The sequence below is a fragment of the Halolamina rubra genome, from assembly GCF_000739555.1.
Lineage (GTDB): Archaea > Halobacteriota > Halobacteria > Halobacteriales > Haloferacaceae > Halolamina > Halolamina rubra.
The window spans coordinates 75,511-93,973 of sequence record NZ_BBJN01000012.1 but is presented as its reverse complement, the minus strand read 5'-3'; the positions used below and the strand labels follow the sequence as shown (position 1 = coordinate 93,973).

Sequence of the window (18,463 nt, the reverse complement as noted above, 5' to 3'; positions counted from 1 at the left end):
CGACGTCGTCGACGATCTCCACGTCGTCGCCCTGCTCGATGCGCTCGTAGGCGTCCTCGTCGAGCGTCAGCGGGACGAGGCCGAAGTTGAACAGGTTCGCCTTGTGGATGCGGGCGAAGCTCTGGGCCAGCACGCCCTCGATGCCGAGGTACATCGGACAGAGGGCGGCGTGCTCACGCGAGGAGCCCTGGCCGTAGTTCTCGCCGGCGACGAGGAAGCCGCCGTCGGCGTCCAGCGCGCGCTGGGCGAAGCTCTCGTCGACGCGGGAGAGCGTGAACTCCGAGAGCTTGGGCACGTTGGAGCGGTACTTCAGGATGTCCGACGTGGCCGGAATGATGTGGTCGGTCGTGATGTTGTCGTCCATCCGGAGCAGCACTTCGCCCTCGATGTCCGACTCCAGAGCGTCCTTCAGCGGCACGTCGCCGATGTTGGGGCCCTTGATCAGCTCGTCGTCGACGGCCTCGTCGGGCGAGATGAGGTCGACGTCGTGCTGGTCGTAGCCGCGACCGAGCTCGAAGCCGGGGTCCTCGAGGTCGCCCAGTTCGTCGGCGAGGTCACGCGGGTCGACGATCTCGCCCGCGATCGCGGACGCGGTCGCGACCTCCGGCGAGCAGAGGAAGACGGAGTCGTCCTCGATGCCGGAGCGACCCTCGAAGTTGCGGTTGAACGTCCGCAGCGAGACGGTGTCGCTGCCGGGGACGTGGCCGATCCCGATACAGGCGCCACAGGTCGCCTCGGAGAAGTTCACGCCGGCGGCCATCAGCTCGGCCGTCCAGCCCTCGCGGGCGAGCATCTCGGAGGCCTGCTTGGAGGCGGGCGCGATGATCATCTCGGTCTTCTTGTCGACCTCGCGGCCCTCCAGCATCTTCGCGGCCGGGAGGATGTCCTCGTAGGCGCCGTTGGTACAGGAGCCGATCATCACCTGCTCGACGGACTGGCCGGCCGCCTCGCGGACGGGCACGACGTTGTCCGGCATCGACGGCTCGGCGATCATGGGCTCGATCTCCGAGAGGTCGACGACGATCTCGTCGGCGTACTCGGCGTCCGCGTCGGGCTGCAGGTCGACGTAATCCTCCGAGCGGCCGACCTCGTCGAGCCACTCCTGCGTGCGCTCGTCGGTCGGGAAGATCGAGGAGGTGGCGCCGAGCTCGGTCCCCATGTTGGTGATGGTGGTCCGCTCGGGCACCGAGAGCGTCTCCACGCCCGGACCGGTGTACTCGAACACCTTGCCGACGCCGCCCTTGACCGAAAGTCGGCCGAGCAGCTCGAGGATCACGTCCTTCGCGGTGGCCCACTCGCCGAGCTCGCCCTCGAGGCGGATGTTGACGACCTCGGGCATCTCGACGTAGTAGGCGCCCCCGCCCATCGCGACGGCGATGTCGAGCCCGCCCGCGCCGATCGCGAGCTGGCCGAGCCCGCCGGGCGTCGGCGTGTGCGAGTCGGAGCCGAGGAGGGTCTTGCCGGGTGCGGCGAAGTTCTCCTTGTGAACGTTGTGACAGATACCGTTGCCGGGCCGCGAGAAGTGGGCGCCGTAGGTGCCGGCCGCCGAGCGCAGGAAGCGGTGGTCGTCGGTGTTCTTGAAGTCGAACTGGTACGTCTGGTGGTCGCAGTACTGCGCGGCGAGCTCCGTCTGGACCTCGTCCATCTCCAGCGCCTCGAACTGCAGCCACACCATCGTGCCGGTGGTGTCCTGTGCGAGCACCTGGTCGATCTCGATACCGATCTCCTCACCTGGGGTGAGGTCGCCCTCGACGAGGTGGTCGTCGAGGATCTGCTCCGTGATTGTCTTTCCCATATCGTTCCTAACTGGGCTGGGAGCGGTGATAAATCCGGCGAGAACGAGGAGAGATCCCCACGCCCGTGCCACGACGGGCGAGAGGCGCTCACGACGCCTTCGGCAGGGTTTTGCCGCCGGCTCCGAACCACCAACCATGTTCCGCTCCGGAGCCGAGGTCGCCGGCGCCGTCGACGGCGCCGACGACGACGCGGTCCAGCCCAACGGCGTCGACCTCACCCTCGACGCCGTGTTCGAACAGACCAGCCCCGGCTACGTCGGGCGTGACGGGAAGTCCGTCGGCGAGCGCAGCGAGGTCGAGCCCCACGGCGGCGAGCCGCCGATCTACCGGCTCGAGCCGGGCGACTACGTGGTGCGCTACGGCGAGCGACTGGCGGTGCCCGAGGACAGCGTCGGTTTCGTGCTCCCGCGCTCGACGCTGCTGCGCAACACCTGCTCGCTCGACACGGCGGTCTGGGACGCCGGCTACGAGGGCCGCGGCGAGGGGCTGCTGCAGGTCGGCCGCGCGATCGAGATCGAGCAGGGCGCCCGCATCGGGCAGTTCGTGCTCGCCGACGCGGAGAGTGAGGGGAGCTACGACGGGGAGTATCAGGGCGAGAACTGAGCGCTCACTCCGCGCCGGTGTTCGATTCGACCCAGTCGAGGTACTCCTCGCTCGCCTCGAAGGGTTCGTAGGTGATCGGCGGGAGGTCGTCGTCGAGTTCGGTCTCGACGAACGCGTACAGTCGGTCCAGTTGCTCGTCGGTCGTGAGTGCGGTGACGGTGTAGTAAGTCCGTTCGTGTACCGAACCCTCCCACCGGTAGTGGCTGGGCACGCCCGCCGCGCCGGTTCGCGTCCCGGCGGCGATCCGCCGTTCGACCAACTGTTCGGAGAGCTGTCGGGCGTCCGCCTCGTCGGGGACCCCGATGTCGACTGCGAGGTGTCGCATACGCCCGACTGGAGGGCGACGGATCAATAGCGTGGCGTTGTGCCGTCAAGAAACGGGCTGCGAGGGGCTTGCAACGGTCACTCCCGTTCGCTCGCGCTGCTCGCTCACCTTCCGCTCCCTGCTTCGACTCCCTCCAGCGACGCTTCTCACGGTTCACGTAGTTCGTCGGAGAAACGGGCTGAGAGGGATTCGAACCCCCGACCGTCTGGTTAAAAGCCAGACGCTCTCCCAAACTGAGCTATCAGCCCTCACCCCAACTCAGTACGACCACCGGGTAAGCGTTTACGGTTCCCCCGGAAGCTAAGCCGTCCCCGTCCAACGCCTCGCCATGGACATCCGCACGTTCACCGAACGCCTCGTCGAGTTCCCGACCGTCGACGGCGGGGAGGCCGCGGCCGCGTCGTGGACCCGGGAGCAGCTCGACGCGCTCGGGTTCGAGACGTACGAGTGGCTGGCCGACGCCGAGGCGCTGGCGAATCACTCCTCGTTCCCCGACGACCCGGACCTGATCGACACCGCCGACCGCCCGAGCGTCGCCGGCGTGCTGGCGTTCGGCGACCCCGACGCCGGCCCGACGCTGGTCCTCAACGGCCACCTGGACGTGGTGCCAGCCGACGAGGACGCCTGGTCGTCGGACCCGTTCACGCCGACGTGGGGCGAGACCGACGACGGCGGGGAGACGCTGACCGCCCGCGGCGCCGTCGACATGAAGGCCCCCGTCGCGGCCTGCGTGTTCGCCGCGCTGGACGCCGCCGAGCGAGCGGAGGAGGCCGACCTGAACGGCCGGCTCGTCGTCGAGGCCGTCGCCGGCGAGGAGGAGGGCGGCATCGGCGCCGCCGCGGCCGCGCTGTCGAACCCCTACCCGTTCGAGCGCGACGCCGCCGTCGTCGCCGAACCGACCGAGCTGGCGCCGATCACGGCCGTCGAGGGGACGGTGATGAAGCGCCTCGAGATCCAGGGCCGGGCGGCCCACGCGGCCTCGCGCTGGCGCGGCGAGGACGTGCTCCCGCACTTCGAGCGGATCCGGGGGGCGTTCAAAGAGTTGGAGGCCGAGCGCGGCGAGACCGTCACCCACCCGCTGTACGAGGAGTACCCCGTCCCGTGGCCGATCGTGATCGGCAAAGTGGCGGCCGGCAACTGGGCCTCCTCGGTCCCGAGCTCGCTCACCGCCGAGATGCGCTTCGGCGTCGCGCCGGGCGAGACCGTCGACGAGGTGGAGAAGCAGTACGAGGAGGCGCTCCGGGCCGTCGTCGACGCGGACGACTGGCTCTCCGAGCACCCCCCGACGTTCGAGCGCTTCTCCATCCAGTTCGAGCCCGCCGAGACCGACGCCGACGAGCGGATCGTCCGCACGCTCCGGGAGGCGATGCTCGACACGGGGCTCCCCGACACCGACCCGCGCGGGGCGACGTACGGCGCCGACTCGCGACACTACGTCGCCGCCGGGATCCCGACGGTGCTGTTCGGTCCGGGCAGCATCGAACAGGCCCACTTCCCCGACGAGACGATCGAGTGGGCCGACGTGGAACAGGCCAGAGAAACGCTCGCCGAGACCGCCGTCCGCTTCCTTCAGTCGTAGCGCTCCGCCAGCGCCGCGGCGAGCACGTCGCCGGGCGCCTCGTTGCGCATCGACGCCTCGCGCCGGAGCTCCCGGTACTCCTCGACCGACAGCGAGAGCTCGACCTCGCCGAGCTCGACCCCCGCCTCGCGCAGCGCCTCGTCGGCCGGGACGCCGTCGTTTACCCGGCTCGCCAGCGAACGCACCTCGCGGACCGTGAGATCGTGGTCCAGCGTCGCCCACGCGAGATCCAGCCGCGCGGCGCCGCCGACGCGGGCGATGTGTTTCGCGGCCGAGGGGGCGATGTTCCCGCGGGCGACGTGGCGCCGCACCGACTGCGGCAGGTCGTGCACCCGCGCCCACGTCCGGAGGAAGGAGACCGAGACGCCGTCGGCCCGGGCCGCGGCCTCGCGGTAGGAGCCGACGCCGCGGACCAGCGCCGCACACGCCGCCGCGCCGCGGAGCATGTCCAGGTAGTCGCCCGACGCCTCGCCGTCGGCGAACGCCGCGAGCACCTCGGCGGCGCGCTCGACGCTCTCGGAGTCGTCGGGGTCGAAGTCGATCGCCTCATCGGCGCGCTCGCCGGTGATCTCCGGGTCGGCGCGGACCACGGGCTCGCCGACCCGCGACCGGCGCTCCGTCGAGGGCACCGGCGTCTCGTCGTCGACGGGGTCGGAGGGTGGCATCAGCGGTCGGTTCGACGCCGGCCGGGAAAAGCCTCCCGCGCTCGGCCGGTCCGTCTCCACTCCGGTACGGGCGACACCGTTAGAACGTGATGATCTCGTAGTCGTCGTCGACCAGCGACCGGATGCTCGGGTGGCCGTCGTGGTCGTCGAGCTGGACGACGCCGGCGTCCTGCACCGCCTCGTCGACGCCGAAGGCGCCCGAGCAGTAGTCACACGCCGACGCCTCGCCCTTCACGGCGGCGTAGAGCTCGTGGTAGTCGCTGTCCTCGTCCTCGAGTTCGGGGATCCACTGCGTCCCCGCGCCGTCGAAGATCAGTTCGAGCTCGTCGTCGTCGTTCGCCGCGAACTCCTTGGCGGTTTCGAGCCCATTGACGAGGCGCCCGAGGTTCGCGTGGCCGTCCGTCCCGGCGAGGATCACGACTGCTGCTTTCGTCATGCGACCGCTGGTACCGCCCCCGGACGGAAAAGCGCGAGCGAACCGCGCGGTAACGGGGTTACGTCGGTGTTACCGAGCTGTCAGTGGTGGTGGTGATCGTGACCGCCGTCGCCGCCGCGGGTGAACTGCCCGGAGAACGCGCGCTGGACGACCTCCGGCAGCGCTGGGTGGACGTGGATCGACTCGCGGATGTCCCGGACGGTGCCGCTGCCCGCGGTCATCGCGGTCACGACCTCCTGGATCAGCGTCGACGCGTCGGGGCCGACGATGTGACAGCCGAGGATCTCCCCCTCGAGGTCGATGATCGCCTTCACGAACCCCTCGGCGTGCATCGCCTTCCCGCGGGCGGTTTCGTCGTAGCGGTACGTGTTCGTGGCGTACTCGGCGCCCTCGGCCCGGAGCGCTTCCTCGGTCGCGCCGACGCCGGCGACCTCCGGCGAGCCGAACACCGCGAACGGCATCGCCGAGTAGTCGACGGGCTCGGGCTCGTCGCCGAACAGGTTGCGCATCACCGCGCGAGCCTCGTGGTTCGCGCTGTGTTTCAGCAGGTACTCGCCGACGATGTCGCCCAGCGCCCAGACCCCCTCGGCGTCGGTCCGGAGGTACTCGTCGGTCTCGACGAACCCGTCGGCGTCGGTCTCGACCGCGGTGTTCTCGAGGGCGAGCGTGTCGGTGTTCGGCACCCGTCCCGCGGCGACGAGCAGTTCGTCGGCGGTCACCGAGAGCGCCTCGCCGCCGTCGACGACGCGCCCGCTCTCGCCGTCGTCGTCGTACTCGTACGGCATCGCCTCGACGGTGATCTCGCTGTCGCTCTCGTGGACGCCCGTCGCCGCGTACCCCGTCTGGACCGCGAACCGCTCGCCGTACAGCTCGGTGAACGCCGCGGCGACCTCCTCGTCGGCCTCGGGGAGCAGGTTCGGCCGCCGGCCGAGGATCGTCACGTCGGTGCCGAACGTGCCGAAGAAGTGGCCGAGTTCGGCGGCGATGTAGCCGCCGCCGACGATCGTGAGCCGGTCCGGCGGCGTCTCCAGCTGGAGCGCTTCCCGGCTCGTGAGGTAGTCCACGTCCTCGATGCCGTCGATCGGCGGGACTCCCGGCCGCGTGCCAGCGGCGATCAGGATCGTCTCCGCGCGGACGCGGGTGCCGTCGTCCTCGCCGGCTCCCTGTGCCGGCGAGCCTTCGTCTTCTCCACCGGAAATTTCGATCGTGTGGTCGTCCACGAACCGTCCCTCGCCCTCGAAGAGGCGGTGCTGGTCCGACGAGCGCAGGCCGCGGCGGATCGAGTCGGACGACTCGCCCACGTCCTCGGTCACCTCGCGGACGATCTCGGCGAACTCGACGCCCTCGACCTCGGCGTCGATGTGGAACTCGTCGGCGCGCTCGATCGTCTCGTACACGTCGGCGTGGTACAGCAGCTGCTTCGAGGGGATGCAGCCGCGGTTGAGACAGGTGCCACCGAGGGGGCCCTTCTCGACGATCGCGACGGACTGTCCCCGGTTGGCGGCGACGTTGGCCACGTCGAGCCCGGAGCCGGACCCGATGACCAGGAAATCGAACTCCTCCATACGGGAGTGTGGGGCTCCCGGACCTTCAATCTCCAGTTACGACCGGGTAACCGCGTTACCGCGGGGTCGGATCACGCTTATGGTCACGGGTGGTAACTGGGTTACTCGAGGTAACTGAACATGGTGACGATACTCGACGGCCTGGCGGGCGGGCTCGTGGCGACGATCGCGATGACGGCGTTGATGCTGGCGCTGGGCGACGACTCGCCCCCGCCGACGGCGCTGTTCCTGGCGAAGTACGTCGGCGACGGCGACCCGGAGGCGTACGCGATGCCGGGGATGCTGCTCCACGTGGCGTACGGGATCGCCGCCGGCGGCGTGTTCGCGGCGCTCGTCCCCGCACTGGGGTTCGTGAGCGTCGCGAGCGTGACGACCGGCGTGCTCTGGGGGGTGGTGTACGGCGTCGTCCTGTTCGCCGGCGGCGCCGGCTTCTGGATGAACGTCGTCCTCGGGCTGGAGCCGGCGCCGAAGCAGGTCGGCGCGTTCCTCCTGTTCCACCTGATCTACGGGCTCGTGCTCGGCGGTTGGCTCGGTGCGGGGGTTCTCGGCTGATGCGCGCGCCGACCGACTCCCGGGGGCTCCCCGGAGGCGTAGCATTAGGTGGCCGCCGGTCGACGGGCGACGCATGACCGATCCGTTCGTCGTCGTCGGTGGTGACGCCGCGGGGCTGAGCGCCGCGAGCAAGTGCAAGCGCGAGGACCCCGACCGCGAAGTGGTCGTCTTCGAGAAGGGGGAGTGGGTCTCCTACGCCCACTGCGGGATGCCGTACTACGTGAAAGGCGAAGTCGAGTCGCTGAGCGACATGCTCTCGCTCTCGCCCGAGCAGATCAGCGAGCGCGGGATCGACCTGCGCCGGAACCACGAGGTCGTCGCCGTCGACGCCGACGCGGAAACCGTCACCGTCGAGCGCGGGGGCGAGCGGTTCGAGCAGCCCTACGGCGACCTGCTGGTCGCGACCGGCGCCCACGCGGTCTCCGACCCGATCGACGGCGCCGATCTCGCGGGCGCGTTCACGATCCACAGCATGGACGCCGCGGCGGCGCTGCGGGCGTTCCTGACGCCGCCCGCGGAGATCGACCCCGACGAGGTCGACGGCGCCGGCGAGTTCCTCGACCGCGAGCTGGTCGACGAGTACGCCGCCCGCGAGCCGCCGGAGGCGGCGGCGATCGTCGGCGGCGGCTACGTCGGCGTCGAGATGGCCGAGGCGTTCAGCGCCCACGAGCTCGACGTGCACCTGTTCCAGCGCCCCGAGCGCCTGCTCCCGCCGTTCGGCGAGGCGCCCGCCGAGCGCGTCGCCGAGACGCTGCGGGAAAACGGCGTGACGCTCCACCTCGACACCGAGGTCGACGAGCTCGTCGGCGACGACGGCGCCGTCGCTGGCGTCGTCGCGGACGGCGAGCGGATCCCCGTCGAGACCGCGGTCGTCGGGATCGGGATCGAGCCGAACACGGCGCTGCTCGACGGCACCGGGGTCGAGCTGGGCGTCGAGGGCGCCGTCGCGATCGACGACTACGGCCGAACGAGCCGGGAGAACATCTACGCGGCTGGCGACTGCGCGGAGATGCGCCACACCGTCACCGGCGAGCCCGACTGGGTGCCGCTGGGGCTGACGGCCAACCGCGCCGGGCGCGCGATCGGCCAGAGCGTCGCCGGGACGCCGACGCCCGTCGGCGACATCGCAGGGACGGCGGCCGTGAAGGCGTTCGAGATGGAGTGTGGCCGGACCGGGATCCTCGACCACGAGCGCGCCCGCGAGGCCGGCTTCGACCCCGTGAGCGAGACGATCACCGCGGGCTCGCGGTCGGGCTACTACCCCGGCAACGCCGAGACGACGGTGACGCTGACCGCCGACCGCGGGACGGGGCGCCTGCTCGGGGGAAGCATCGCCGGCGAGGACCGGGCCGCGATCCGGATCGACACGCTCGCGACGGCGCTCGAGGGCGACACGACCGTCGCCGAGCTCGAACGGCTGGATCTCGCGTACGCGCCGCCGTTCAGCCCGGTCTGGGACCCGATCCTCGTCGCCGCGAAGGTGCTGAACGGGACGCTCGACTGAGTCAGGCCAGCGACGCGCTCGGCTCGGCCGCCTCGACGAGATGCTCCTCGCCCCAGTCGTGCATGGCGTCGATGACCGACTCGAGCGACTCGCCGTGGTCGGTCAGCGAGTACTCCGTCCTGACGGGTTTCTCGTTGACGATCTCGCGGTCGATCAGCTGCTTGCTCTCGAGGTCGTCGAGCACCTCCGAGAGCACCTTGCTCGAGACGCCGTCGACGCGGGCCTCCAGCTCGCTGAAGCCACAGGCGCCGTCGACGAGCAGCCGGTCGATCACGACCGGGTGCCACTTCTTCCCGACCAGCATCGCCGTCGTCGTCACCGGACACCACTCCTCGCCCGCACACCACACCGGCAGCTTCTCCGGCTCGTCGTGGTCCATACCCGGTGGTCGGGCGGCGACGACTTAGCAGTTACCCCTCGTTACTGGGTTACGAGAGGTATCTATTCGCGGGGCGTCGCCGGGCGGGGGTTTTACGACGATCCGGGCGGAGCCTCGGCTGTGGTCTCCAGTAGCCAGCAAGCGCTCGCCGTCTGGGCGGTTCTGGTCGTCCCGTTCGTGCTGCTCGCGCTGTTCCTGTGGACGCGGGACGGGCTCACCGCCAGGTTCGTCGCCGCTTACTGGTTCGCCCCGGTCGTGCTGACGTTCGTCGGCGCCCTCCCGGCGCCGTGGCACGCGGTTCCGGGCTGAGCCGGCCGGCGCCGCGGCGACGCCGAACACGTTCGGGCAGGTGGCCTTGGTCGTACGGGCCGAACGGTCGGTAGCACCATGTCCCAGCACGATCACGAGCCGCCGGACCCCGTCACCGACCGCGTCCACGACAACTCCTGGTCGGCGAACCTCGAGCAACCCGAACACGGCGCCGACGCCGACCTCGTCGTCGAGCAGGGGATCGAGGCGGTCGAGCACACCGCCGCCGGCAACCACGTCAACCTCGTGACCCACGGCGACCACGGCCACCCCGAGACGTACCTCTACGACGCGCTCGACCGGGAGTTCGGCGCCGACGTGGAGTGGGAGTACGTCGAACAGTGCGGCTGCGGCGGCCACGTCGTGCGCGTCCACGTGAACTAACCCCCGCTCCGTCACAGGATGCCACCACGCGACATCGACACCAGCCGACGGCCGTTCGTGCTCGTCTGGGAGCTGACCCAGGCGTGTGAACTGGCGTGCAAACACTGCCGCGCGGAGGCCCAGCCACGGCGCCACCCCGACGAGCTCACCACCGAGGAGGGGAAGGAGCTGCTCGACGAGGCCCGCGCGTTCGGCGAGAACCAGCTCGTCGTCCTCTCGGGCGGCGACCCGCTGTACCGCGACGACGCGGTCGAGTTGATCGAGTACGGCGTCGACCGCGGGCTCCGGATGACGCTGACCCCCAGCGGCACCGCCTCGCTCAGCCGCGAGCGCGTCCGCGAGGTCGCCGACGCCGGGCTCCGCCGGCTCGCGCTCAGCCTCGACGGCGCCACCCCGGAGGCTCACGACGGGTTTCGGCAGGAGGCGGGCAGCTTCCGGCAGACGCTCGACGCCGCGCGTGCGGCCCGCGACGCCGGCCTCCCGCTGCAGATCAACACGACCGTCTGCGCCGAGACGGTCGAGCAGCTGCCGGCGATCCGCGAGTTCGTCGACGAGCTCGACGCCGTGCTCTGGTCAGTGTTCTTCCTCGTCCCGGTCGGGCGCGGGCAGGTGCTCGACCCCGTCGACCCGGCGCGCGCCGACCGCGTGATGGAGTGGCTGGTCGACGTGCAGGCCGACGCCGACTTCGGGATCAAGACCACCGAGGCGCCGCAGTACCGCCGGGTCGCGATGCAGCGGCAGCGCTCCGGGACAGAGACGCCCGACCGCGACGGCGTCGGGCGCCGAACCGGGATCACCGCCGGCGACGGGTTCGCGTTCGTGAGCCACACCGGCGAGCTCTACCCCTCCGGGTTCCTGCCGGAGCCGGCCGGGAACGTGCGGCGCGACAGCCTGGTCGGTCTCTACCGCGACTCGCCGCTGTTCGAGAGCCTCCGCGATCCCGACGCCCTGCAGGGGAAATGCGGCGCCTGCGAGTTCCGCAACGTCTGTGGCGGCAGTCGCTCGCGGGCGTACGCGACCACGGGCGACCCGCTCGAGAGCGATCCGCTCTGTCCGTACGTGCCAGAGGGGTACGAGGGGCCGCTCCCCGACGTGACGCCGGCCGACTGAGCCGTCGGCGCCGGCCGGTCGTCACCGCCCTCGCCGGCGCGTCCAGAACACCGCGAGCAACACCGTGGCGTGCCCGACTGCCCCGAACAGCGCCAGCCACCGGCCGAGCGCGGCCGAAACGGGGACCCCCGCGAGGGTGCCGCCGGTTTCGACGCCGACGCCGGCGACGACGAGCGCGACCGAGATCGCCGCCGTCCGGTCGCCCACGCCGCGGACCGAGGCGATCGCGGGCGGGTAGAACTGGTAGCTGACGCCGACGACGGCGAGGCCGAGGAAGCCCAGGAGCGCGAGCCGGGTGTGGGCGTCGGCGACGGGCGGGGTGACGCCGCCCCAGGCCATGTGGAGCCCGAGGGCGGCGACGCCGGCCGCCGCGACGGCGGCCGCGAGGAGGACGACCAGTCCGATTCGGCGCCGGTCACTGCGGGCGAGCATGTCGGCGTAGGCGACGGCGAACCCCACGAGCGCCGCCGCCTCCAGGCCGGCGCCGAGGCGGAACAGCCGGCCGGCGCCGAACGACGACGCGAGCGCGACCGGGCCGAGCGCGCCGGCAGCGAGCACGCCGGCGACCAGCGGCGGCCGGGGGGCGGCGACGAGGAACCGCGGGAGCAGCCGGAAGCCGACGGCGAACAGCAGCAGCGCGGCGGCGCCGGCCGCGAGGAGGTGGGAGTGGGCCGGCCCGGCGGCGGGCACCGACGCGCCGACGAGCTTCAGCGTGCGCGCGACCGGGAGCAGCGCCGCGACGAGGAGGTAGCCGGCCGCGACCGGGACGAACGCGTTGGCGAGGCGGTCGACCCCGCGCCTGTCGGACTTCGCGTCGGTGGTCCCCGTCTCCCGGCCGGTGAGGTTGTCCCGGACGCTCCAGCCGAGGGTCCCGACAAACACCAGACAGCCGAGCGCCCAGAGGCCGGCGCCGATGGCGTGCCACCCCGCCGGGACGACGCCGATCGCCGTCGCCGCCAGGACGCCGGTGCCGGCGAGCGCCAGCGGGAGGTGGACCGCCGGCGCCCGCGGGACGGCGAGGCGCCGGTCGAAGTACGAGGGGACGAGCGCGTACCCCTTGCCGAACACCGTGTGGAGCACGAACCCGTAGAGGCCGAGCGTCACCGTCGCTCGCCGGCCCGCGCCCGCGACGGCCGCCGCCTGCCAGCAGACGAACCACCCGAGGCTGGCGACGACGAACAGGCGCGTCCAGCGCGAGACGGTCGCGGATGCGGTCGTCACACGCGTGTGTTCGGCGCGGTGGACAAATCGTTCGGGGACGGGCCGGCCGACGAGGGAACATCTTCGGCCGTGGGTAGTAGGCCGGGAGCGACCAAGGCCGACGTAATGACTGTCGGCATCGTCGGCGGCGGGATCGGCGGCCTCGCGCTCCACCACCGGCTCCGCGAGCGCGGCGTCGACAGCGTCGTGTTCGAGGCTGCCCCGGACCCGGGCGGCGTGATCAGCAGCCGGGTCGTCGACGGGGCGGTCGTCGAGGACGGCCCACAGCGGACCCGGCTCTCGCAGCCGGTCGCGTCGCTCGTCGACGATCTCGGCCTCGGCGACGCGGTCGTCGAGGCGGCGGACGCGCCGCTGTACGTCTACCGCGACGGGCGGCTCCGCCGGGTGCCGTTCTCGCTCCGCGAGGGGCTCTCGACCGACCTGCTCTCGCTCCGGGGGAAGCTGCGGCTGCTGCTCGAACCGCTGACGGGGCCGCCGCGTGGCGACGAGAGCGTCGAGGCGGGGCTGCGCCGGATGCTCGGCGCCGAGGCCGCCGAGTACGTCGTCGGCCCGCTGTACGGCGGAATCTACGGCACCCACCCCGACGAGATGCCGATGCGGCACTCGCTGGGGCGGGCCCTCGAGAAGCGCGGCGTCGACCGGAGCCTGCTCGTCGCCGCCGCGCGGGCGAAGCTCGGTGGCACCGAAACGCCGCCGGTAGTCACCTTCGAGGACGGCCTCGGGGCGCTCCCGCAGGCGCTGGCCGAGCGCCACGGCGATCGCGTGCGCCTGGGGACGCCCGTCGAGTCCGTCCGGGAGGCCGACGACGGCTACGTGATCGCGACACAGCACGGCGAGACGGTCGTCGACCGCGCGGTGCTCACGACGCCGGGGGACGTGACCGCGGAGCTGCTCGGCGAGGTCGCCCCGGGGAGCGCCGCCGCGCTGGACCGACTGGCGTACAACCCGCTGGCGGTCGTCCACCTCGAGTCGGCGGCGCCCGTCGACGCCAGCGGCTTCCAGGTCCAGTACGCCGAGCCGTTCCGGACGCTCGGGGTGACCTGCACGGGGACGCTGTTCGACCGCGGGCGCCGCCACACCGCCTACCTCGGCGGCGGGCGCAACCCCGAGCTGGTCGACGAGCCGGCGTCGACGATCCGTGAGGTCGCCGAGCGGGAGTTCGCCGAGTTGACCGGCGTCGCGGCGACGGCCGTCGACGCCACGCGGCTCCGCCGGGGGATGCCCGCCTACGACGGGACGTGGGACGCGCTCGAGGCGGTCGAGCTGCCGGACGGGATCGACATCTGTGCGAACTACGCCGCCCGGGCCGGGATCCCCGGGCGGCTCCGGTCGGCGGAGCGACTGGCGGGACGGATCGCCGAGGGCGGCTGACCCGCCGCGGAGATGTTCGCACGGGGAGCTTTCAGTCGGGGGGCCGTAGCCGGGGGTATGAACTCGGTCAGTGTCTCCCGGGAGGTGGCGGCGACGCCCGAGGCGGTGCGGGAACGGATGCGGGACGTGGGGGCGTTCATGCGCGCCGCGGGGTTCGACGAGGTGGTCGTCGAGGGCGAAAGGGTCGCGATCACCAACGGCGTCGGCATCGCCACGGTCGAACTCGAGCTCGAACTGATCGAAGAGCCCGACGCGGCGCTCGCCTACCGCCAGCGCGACGGGATCTTCGAGGAGATGGTGACGCGGTACACGCTCGAACCGACCGACGACGGCACCGAGGTCACCGCCGAGACGGAGTTCGCCGTCGACGTGGCGCTGGTCGGGAAACTGCTCGACGCGACGGTGATCAAGCGCCAGCGGCGCCGGGAGCTGGAGCAGCAGTTCGACTGGCTCGAAGCCGAGTTCGGGGGGCCGGCGGCTCAGACCGAGTAGGTCGCGCCCAGCGCCGGCGCCGACGCGTCGTAGCCGTCATCGCGGAGCGCCGCCGCGAACTCGCCGCACCGGTCGCCGTGGTTGACGAGGATCTCGGCGTCGTCGTAGGCGTCGAGGAAGCGCCGCAGGCCGTCGTGGTCGGCGTGGGCGGAGAAGTCGTACCCCTCGACCCGCGCCGAGACGGGCATCACTCGCCCGTCGATCTCCGCGCGTCCGGTTTCGAGCAGTTCGCGGCCGGGGGTCCCCTCGACCTGGTAGCCGGTCAGCGTCACCTTGTTCACGGGGTTCGCGCGGATCTCGGGTATGTACGTCATCGCCGGCCCGCCCGAGAGCATCCCGCTCGTGGTGACGATCGCGGCTGGCTGGTCGGCGATGCGTTCCCGCTGGCCGTCCCGCCCAGTGACGAACCGGGCGTGGGACTTCGCCCGGCGCAGCGCGTCGGCGTTCCGGACGAACTCCGGGTGTCGGCGCAGCATCTCGGTCACCTCTTTCCCCATCCCGTCGACGTAACACGGAATGTCGTGAGCCTCGCAGACCATGAGCAGCTCCTGGGTGCGGCCGATCGCGAACGCCGGGACGACGACGGTGCCGCCCTCCCACAGCGTCGTCTTCACGCTCTGTTCGAATCGGTGTTCGACGGTCGCGCGCGGGTCGTGGGCCACGTCCGAGTACGTGCTCTCACAGAGCACCACGTCGGCGTCGGGCCGCGCCGTCGACCCCGCGACGAGGCGCTGGCCGGCCGGGAGGTCGCCGGCGTCGAAGCCCGCGGGCGGTTCGTCGGGGCTGGGCTCGTCGACGTGGAAGTCGCCGGTGTACAGCAGTCGCGTCTCCCCGTCGTCGACGTGCACGTGGGCGCTTCCGGGGATGTGGCCGGCGTTGTAGAACGTCACCTCGTAGCCCGCGGCCGCGAAGGTCTCGCGGTAGCCGTGGGTCTCGGACACCTCCGTCACCCGCTTCACGTCGTTCTCGGTGAACGGGCAGTGCGGGGAGTGGCCGTGGAGTTTGAGCGTGTCACGCGCGAGCGTCAGCGCGAGCTCGCGGGTCGGCGGCGTCCAGTGGATCGGCGGCCGATTCGAGCCGGAGAGCAGCGACGGGATCGCGCCGACGTGGTCGAGGTGGCCGTGGGAGACCACGACGGCGTCGGGCGTCGGCGTCGCCACGGGGTACTGCGGCGGCTCGGCGGTCAGGAGGCCGAAGTCGAGCAGCAGCGAGTCGTCGACGAGGATCGCGCTGCGGCCGACCTCGCCGGCGCCGCCGAGGAACCGGAGCTCCATGGATAGCGCCTACCGGGCGGGGCCGTTTGACGCCGTCGAAAGGCGCCTTCGGCGCGTGCAGGAGCCCGGAAGGCGGGCGCGCCGGCCGGCCCGGCGCTACTCGTCTGCCTCCAAACGGGCCCGGCGGCGGCGGAACTCCTCCTCGTCGATCTCGCCGCGAGCGTACCGGTCCTCGAGCGCCGCGATCGCGTCGGCGTCACGCGTCGACCCGTCGCTGCTGCGACCCAGCGCCCAGTAGAGGCCGCCCGCGACGAGAGCGAGCGCGCCGCCGACGAACGGCAAGCCACCGAGCCAGCCGCCGGCCCAGCCACCCGTCGGTCCCGGCCCCATTCCGGGACCCATCTGGCCGGAGCCCATTCCGGACCCCATCCCTCCCGCGCCCATTCCGGGGCCCGTGGATCCGCCGCTCGTGCCGTCGTCGCCGTCGGTGAACGTCCCGTAGGCGATCGATCCCTGCTCGACGATCGCGTCGCCGTCGGGCACGTCGCCGTCCGGGATCCGGCTCTCCTCGGCGGGGCCGCCGGGGTCGCCGACGACCACGCGGCCGACCATTCCTATCGACTTGTGGGGGATGCAGTAGTAGTCGTACGTGCCCGGTTCGTCGAACGTGTACTCGAAACTCCCTTCCGAGATGGTGCCGCTGTCGAACGCGCTCGCGTCGGCGGGGATCCGATCCGGGTAGGCCGTCGCGGAGTGCGATCCGGCCGCGATCTCGAAGCGAACGGTCGTGCCGGGGTCGACGTGGAGGCCGATCGGATCGAAGTAGTCGTTCCCCATCTCGACGACTGGTGTCTCCTGTGCTGTCGCTCGCCGGGTGAGCCCCACGCTGGCGACGGCACCGGCACCGAGCGCTCCGAGGAACTGTCGTCGACTGTGTGTCATGGTGTGGTGAATCGGTCGGCGTCGGTCACTCGCGTGTGGCGTCGACGTGCGTTCGAGGACGGGCCTCAGATTACGTATTCTCACTACGGTATTGTAACTTAAACACATTTCCCTAGCAGTAGCTCGGAGCTATCTCTGCCCGAGTGAACCCCAAACCGATCCCGCATCCGCCTTCCAAGGACTTTTGCGACCGTGGAGGCAATATTAATGCATGAATCACACAATACCGAGGCTACCAGCGGGCCGGTTACCGATCGTCGGCCTGCTCGCGGTCGGCGCCGGCCTCTTCGTTGCTGAGTCCGTGGTCCCGTGGGCCTGGGTCATCCCCCTGGTGGTCGTCGGCGGGGGTTCGGTGTGGCTCCTCTCCGATCGGGAGACAGACCGGCAGCCCGGGCGCGTCGACGCCGGTTCGTCGGAGGAGAGTCCCGCGCTGGAGACGCTCAAACAGCAGTACGCTGTCGGCGAGATCGGCGAGGCGGAGTTCGAGCGGCGAGTGGAGACCCTGCTGGAGTCCCGCTCTGCCGTCGACGTGGCGGACCGAATCGACGCCGAGCCCGAACCGACGACCGACGCCGTCGATTCCGCCGGCGCGCCCCGGCAGTCGCCCAAACCGACGGAGAACACACAGCCCGATCGGCGCGGGACCACTCCGTCCGGTCGACACGGCTGTCGTCGACGCGGGAAGGGTCGTCACCGGCACTGATCGCCAGCCGTTCAGCAGCGAGCCGCGGTGGTCCGACGCGGCTCAGTCGTCCGCCGGCGCGGGCGCCGGCGGCTCGTGCGTGCCGAACTCGGGGTGGGTCTCCTCCATCCAGACGACCACGACCGCGCCGGAGAGGAACATCAGCCCGGCGGTGAGGTAGAACGCCGCCTCGGGCGACACGAACTGCATCGTGAGCCCGATCAGGATCGCGCCGACGCCGTAGCCCGAGTCGCGCCACATCCGGTAGACGCCCATCCCCGCCGAGCGCCAGGTCGGGTGGGCGGCGTCGCTGGGCACCGTCATCAGGTTCGGGTACAGTAGCGCCATCCCCAGCCCGGAGAACGCAGCCAGCACCGCCCACGGGAGGTAGCTGTCGACGAACACCATCCCGAGCACGCCCGCGCCGGCGACGAACATCCCGACGACGACGGGCGGTCGGCGGCCGATCCGGTCGGCGAGGCCGCCGGTGCCGATCTGGAGGAAGTACATCGCGCTGTGGACGCCGACGACGACGCCGACGAGCTCGATCGCGAGCCCCTGGCTCGTGAGGTACAGCGGGACGGCGATCCAGAACAGCGTGTCGACGAAGTTCTCGACGTGGCCGGCCTGGGCGGCCGCCAACAGCGTGCGGTCGCCGTACGTCGCCCGCTTCAGCACGTCGACGAACGGGAGGTTCGCGTCGTGGTGGTCGTCGTCGCCCTCGAGCTGGGCGAGCTGGACGGTCTCCTTGATGAGGAACACCGAGATCAGGAACGCCAGCAGGACGACGGCGCCGAGGAAGTAGAACGGCTCGGGCCGGAGGTTCGTCTGCCCCGCGATGACGCCGGTGATCCACGCGCCGACGGCGACGCCCGTGTAGCCGAACGCCTCGTCGATGCCGACCGCGAGCCCGCGCTGGTCGGGGCTCGCGAGGTCGATCTTCGCGTTGATCGCCATGCTCCAGGTCAGCGCCTGGTTGACCCCCAGCAGCACGTTCCCGACCGTGATCCAGCTCCAGCTCGGCGCGTAGATGAGGACGATCGGGATCGGGAGCGCGGTGAGCCAGCCGAGGACGAGCACCGGTTTCCGGCCGTACTCCTCGCCCCACTTGCCGGCGTAGAGGTTGAGCAGCGACTTGACGAAGCCGAAGGAGACGACGAACGAGCCGATCACGAGGAACGACTCGACGCCGAGCACCTGCTCGCCCAGCACGGGGACGACGGTCCGCTCGGAGCCGATCGTCAGCCCGGTCGCGAACACCAGCAGGACGTGCAGCGAGAACTGCCCGAGGTGTTCGCGGATCCCCTGTTTCACGTCAGTTGCCCGGCTCATCG

The 18,463-nt window shown here is 71.3% G+C and carries 20 protein-coding genes and 1 tRNA gene; 10 read left to right on the top strand and 11 right to left on the bottom strand.

What is annotated here, in order from left to right; all coding sequences use genetic code 11:
• Positions 1-1,795 (bottom strand): aconitate hydratase (locus tag ACP95_RS03975; protein WP_049979962.1); only part of this gene is annotated, 1,795 nt, incomplete at its 3' end.
• Positions 1,796-1,931: 136 nt separating this feature from the next.
• Here ACP95_RS03975 and ACP95_RS03970 point away from each other — a divergent pair.
• On the top strand, positions 1,932-2,399 hold the full coding sequence (locus ACP95_RS03970; RefSeq protein ID WP_049979961.1) for a deoxyuridine 5'-triphosphate nucleotidohydrolase: 468 nt from the start codon (positions 1,932-1,934) through the stop codon (positions 2,397-2,399).
• A 4-nt stretch (positions 2,400-2,403) separates the two neighbouring features.
• Here the strand turns inward: ACP95_RS03970 and cutA are convergent, their stop codons facing one another.
• Positions 2,404-2,724, bottom strand: coding sequence for a divalent cation tolerance protein CutA (gene cutA, locus ACP95_RS03965; RefSeq protein ID WP_049979960.1), 321 nt, complete (start codon positions 2,722-2,724; stop codon positions 2,404-2,406).
• Between the two features lie 174 nt (positions 2,725-2,898).
• Positions 2,899-2,972 (bottom strand) — tRNA-Lys (locus ACP95_RS03960).
• An 80-nt stretch (positions 2,973-3,052) separates the two neighbouring features.
• Here ACP95_RS03960 and ACP95_RS03955 point away from each other — a divergent pair.
• On the top strand, positions 3,053-4,303 hold the full coding sequence (locus ACP95_RS03955; protein WP_049979959.1) for a M20/M25/M40 family metallo-hydrolase: 1,251 nt from the start codon (positions 3,053-3,055) through the stop codon (positions 4,301-4,303).
• Here ACP95_RS03955 and ACP95_RS03950 read toward each other — a convergent pair.
• From ACP95_RS03950 to ACP95_RS03940, 3 genes are all read right to left on the bottom strand, one after another.
• Entirely contained in the window at positions 4,294-4,968 is a 675-nt protein-coding gene (locus ACP95_RS03950) for a DUF7119 family protein (RefSeq protein ID WP_049979958.1), read from the bottom strand. The genes ACP95_RS03955 and ACP95_RS03950 overlap by 10 nt on opposite strands.
• Positions 4,969-5,047: 79 nt before the next feature.
• Complete coding sequence (locus ACP95_RS03945; protein ID WP_049979957.1) at positions 5,048-5,404, bottom strand: DsrE family protein; 357 nt, start codon at positions 5,402-5,404, stop codon at positions 5,048-5,050.
• A gap of 80 nt (positions 5,405-5,484) precedes the next feature.
• Positions 5,485-6,969 (bottom strand): dihydrolipoyl dehydrogenase, encoded by a 1,485-nt coding sequence (locus ACP95_RS03940; protein WP_049979956.1) that lies wholly within the window; start codon positions 6,967-6,969, stop codon positions 5,485-5,487.
• Positions 6,970-7,089: 120 nt separating this feature from the next.
• Between ACP95_RS03940 and ACP95_RS03935 the strand changes: the two genes are divergently transcribed.
• On the top strand, positions 7,090-7,521 hold the full coding sequence (locus ACP95_RS03935) for a hypothetical protein (protein ID WP_049979955.1): 432 nt from the start codon (positions 7,090-7,092) through the stop codon (positions 7,519-7,521).
• Positions 7,522-7,594: 73 nt separating this feature from the next.
• Positions 7,595-9,025 carry an FAD-dependent oxidoreductase gene (locus tag ACP95_RS03930; RefSeq protein WP_049979954.1) on the top strand — a complete coding sequence of 477 codons (1,431 nt, stop codon included), beginning with the start codon at positions 7,595-7,597 and terminating at the stop codon, positions 9,023-9,025.
• 1 nt (position 9,026) lies between these two features.
• Here ACP95_RS03930 and ACP95_RS03925 read toward each other — a convergent pair whose 3' ends face one another.
• Positions 9,027-9,404, bottom strand: a complete 378-nt coding sequence (locus ACP95_RS03925) for a winged helix-turn-helix transcriptional regulator (RefSeq protein ID WP_049979953.1) — start codon at positions 9,402-9,404, stop codon at positions 9,027-9,029.
• Between the two features lie 120 nt (positions 9,405-9,524).
• Here ACP95_RS03925 and ACP95_RS03920 point away from each other — a divergent pair, with 120 nt between their 5' ends.
• The 3 genes from ACP95_RS03920 to ACP95_RS03910 all read left to right on the top strand — a co-directional run bounded on the left by ACP95_RS03920 (position 9,525) and on the right by ACP95_RS03910 (position 11,207).
• Positions 9,525-9,713: a hypothetical protein gene (locus ACP95_RS03920; protein ID WP_049979952.1), complete on the top strand. Its 189-nt coding sequence runs from the start codon at positions 9,525-9,527 to the stop codon at positions 9,711-9,713.
• Positions 9,714-9,791: 78 nt separating this feature from the next.
• Complete coding sequence (locus tag ACP95_RS03915) at positions 9,792-10,097, top strand: CGCGG family putative rSAM-modified RiPP protein (RefSeq protein WP_049979951.1); 306 nt, start codon at positions 9,792-9,794, stop codon at positions 10,095-10,097.
• A gap of 18 nt (positions 10,098-10,115) precedes the next feature.
• A complete protein-coding gene (locus ACP95_RS03910) occupies positions 10,116-11,207 on the top strand; it encodes a TIGR04053 family radical SAM/SPASM domain-containing protein (protein WP_049979950.1) in 1,092 nt (363 codons plus the stop codon).
• Positions 11,208-11,228: 21 nt separating this feature from the next.
• Here ACP95_RS03910 and ACP95_RS03905 read toward each other — a convergent pair whose 3' ends face one another.
• Positions 11,229-12,428 carry a hypothetical protein gene (locus tag ACP95_RS03905; protein WP_049979949.1) on the bottom strand — a complete coding sequence of 400 codons (1,200 nt, stop codon included), beginning with the start codon at positions 12,426-12,428 and terminating at the stop codon, positions 11,229-11,231.
• Positions 12,429-12,533: 105 nt separating this feature from the next.
• On the opposite strand from ACP95_RS03905, the gene hemG reads away from it, so the two are divergent.
• Both hemG and ACP95_RS03895 read left to right on the top strand, forming a co-directional pair.
• Entirely contained in the window at positions 12,534-13,799 is a 1,266-nt protein-coding gene (gene hemG / locus ACP95_RS03900) for a protoporphyrinogen oxidase (protein ID WP_049979948.1), read from the top strand.
• A 57-nt stretch (positions 13,800-13,856) separates the two neighbouring features.
• Entirely contained in the window at positions 13,857-14,291 is a 435-nt protein-coding gene (locus ACP95_RS03895) for an SRPBCC family protein (RefSeq protein ID WP_049979947.1), read from the top strand.
• Here the strand turns inward: ACP95_RS03895 and ACP95_RS03890 are convergent.
• The gene (locus ACP95_RS03890) at positions 14,279-15,565 is read right to left on the bottom strand and encodes an MBL fold metallo-hydrolase (protein WP_049979946.1); all 1,287 of its coding nucleotides are present in this window, start codon (positions 15,563-15,565) and stop codon (positions 14,279-14,281) included. The genes ACP95_RS03895 and ACP95_RS03890 overlap by 13 nt on opposite strands.
• A 96-nt stretch (positions 15,566-15,661) precedes the next feature.
• Complete coding sequence (locus ACP95_RS03885) at positions 15,662-16,447, bottom strand: plastocyanin/azurin family copper-binding protein (RefSeq protein WP_049979945.1); 786 nt, start codon at positions 16,445-16,447, stop codon at positions 15,662-15,664.
• Positions 16,448-16,658: 211 nt separating this feature from the next.
• Between ACP95_RS03885 and ACP95_RS03880 the strand changes: the two genes are divergently transcribed.
• On the top strand, positions 16,659-17,150 hold the full coding sequence (locus ACP95_RS03880; RefSeq protein ID WP_154018428.1) for an SHOCT domain-containing protein: 492 nt from the start codon (positions 16,659-16,661) through the stop codon (positions 17,148-17,150).
• Between the two features lie 42 nt (positions 17,151-17,192).
• Here the strand turns inward: ACP95_RS03880 and ACP95_RS03875 are convergent, their stop codons facing one another.
• A complete protein-coding gene (locus tag ACP95_RS03875; RefSeq protein ID WP_049979943.1) occupies positions 17,193-18,461 on the bottom strand; it encodes an MFS transporter in 1,269 nt (422 codons plus the stop codon).
• Between the last annotated feature and the right edge of the window lie 2 nt (positions 18,462-18,463).

What these genes read in the sequence shown, in the direction of transcription:
- ACP95_RS03970 (WP_049979961.1), top strand. Translation starts at nt 1,932, where the DNA reads ATGTTCCGCTCCGGAGCCGAGGTCGCCGGCGCCGTCGACGGCGCCGAC.
- cutA (WP_049979960.1), bottom strand. Translation starts at nt 2,724, where the DNA reads ATGCGACACCTCGCAGTCGACATCGGGGTCCCCGACGAGGCGGACGCC.
- ACP95_RS03955 (WP_049979959.1), top strand. Translation starts at nt 3,053, where the DNA reads ATGGACATCCGCACGTTCACCGAACGCCTCGTCGAGTTCCCGACCGTC.
- ACP95_RS03950 (WP_049979958.1), bottom strand. Translation starts at nt 4,968, where the DNA reads ATGCCACCCTCCGACCCCGTCGACGACGAGACGCCGGTGCCCTCGACG.
- ACP95_RS03945 (WP_049979957.1), bottom strand. Translation starts at nt 5,404, where the DNA reads ATGACGAAAGCAGCAGTCGTGATCCTCGCCGGGACGGACGGCCACGCG.
- ACP95_RS03940 (WP_049979956.1), bottom strand. Translation starts at nt 6,969, where the DNA reads ATGGAGGAGTTCGATTTCCTGGTCATCGGGTCCGGCTCCGGGCTCGAC.
- ACP95_RS03935 (WP_049979955.1), top strand. Translation starts at nt 7,090, where the DNA reads ATGGTGACGATACTCGACGGCCTGGCGGGCGGGCTCGTGGCGACGATC.
- ACP95_RS03930 (WP_049979954.1), top strand. Translation starts at nt 7,595, where the DNA reads ATGACCGATCCGTTCGTCGTCGTCGGTGGTGACGCCGCGGGGCTGAGC.
- ACP95_RS03925 (WP_049979953.1), bottom strand. Translation starts at nt 9,404, where the DNA reads ATGGACCACGACGAGCCGGAGAAGCTGCCGGTGTGGTGTGCGGGCGAG.
- ACP95_RS03915 (WP_049979951.1), top strand. Translation starts at nt 9,792, where the DNA reads ATGTCCCAGCACGATCACGAGCCGCCGGACCCCGTCACCGACCGCGTC.
- ACP95_RS03910 (WP_049979950.1), top strand. Translation starts at nt 10,116, where the DNA reads ATGCCACCACGCGACATCGACACCAGCCGACGGCCGTTCGTGCTCGTC.
- hemG (WP_049979948.1), top strand. Translation starts at nt 12,534, where the DNA reads ATGACTGTCGGCATCGTCGGCGGCGGGATCGGCGGCCTCGCGCTCCAC.
- ACP95_RS03895 (WP_049979947.1), top strand. Translation starts at nt 13,857, where the DNA reads ATGAACTCGGTCAGTGTCTCCCGGGAGGTGGCGGCGACGCCCGAGGCG.
- ACP95_RS03890 (WP_049979946.1), bottom strand. Translation starts at nt 15,565, where the DNA reads ATGGAGCTCCGGTTCCTCGGCGGCGCCGGCGAGGTCGGCCGCAGCGCG.
- ACP95_RS03885 (WP_049979945.1), bottom strand. Translation starts at nt 16,447, where the DNA reads ATGACACACAGTCGACGACAGTTCCTCGGAGCGCTCGGTGCCGGTGCC.
- ACP95_RS03880 (WP_154018428.1), top strand. Translation starts at nt 16,659, where the DNA reads ATGAATCACACAATACCGAGGCTACCAGCGGGCCGGTTACCGATCGTC.
- ACP95_RS03875 (WP_049979943.1), bottom strand. Translation starts at nt 18,461, where the DNA reads ATGAGCCGGGCAACTGACGTGAAACAGGGGATCCGCGAACACCTCGGG.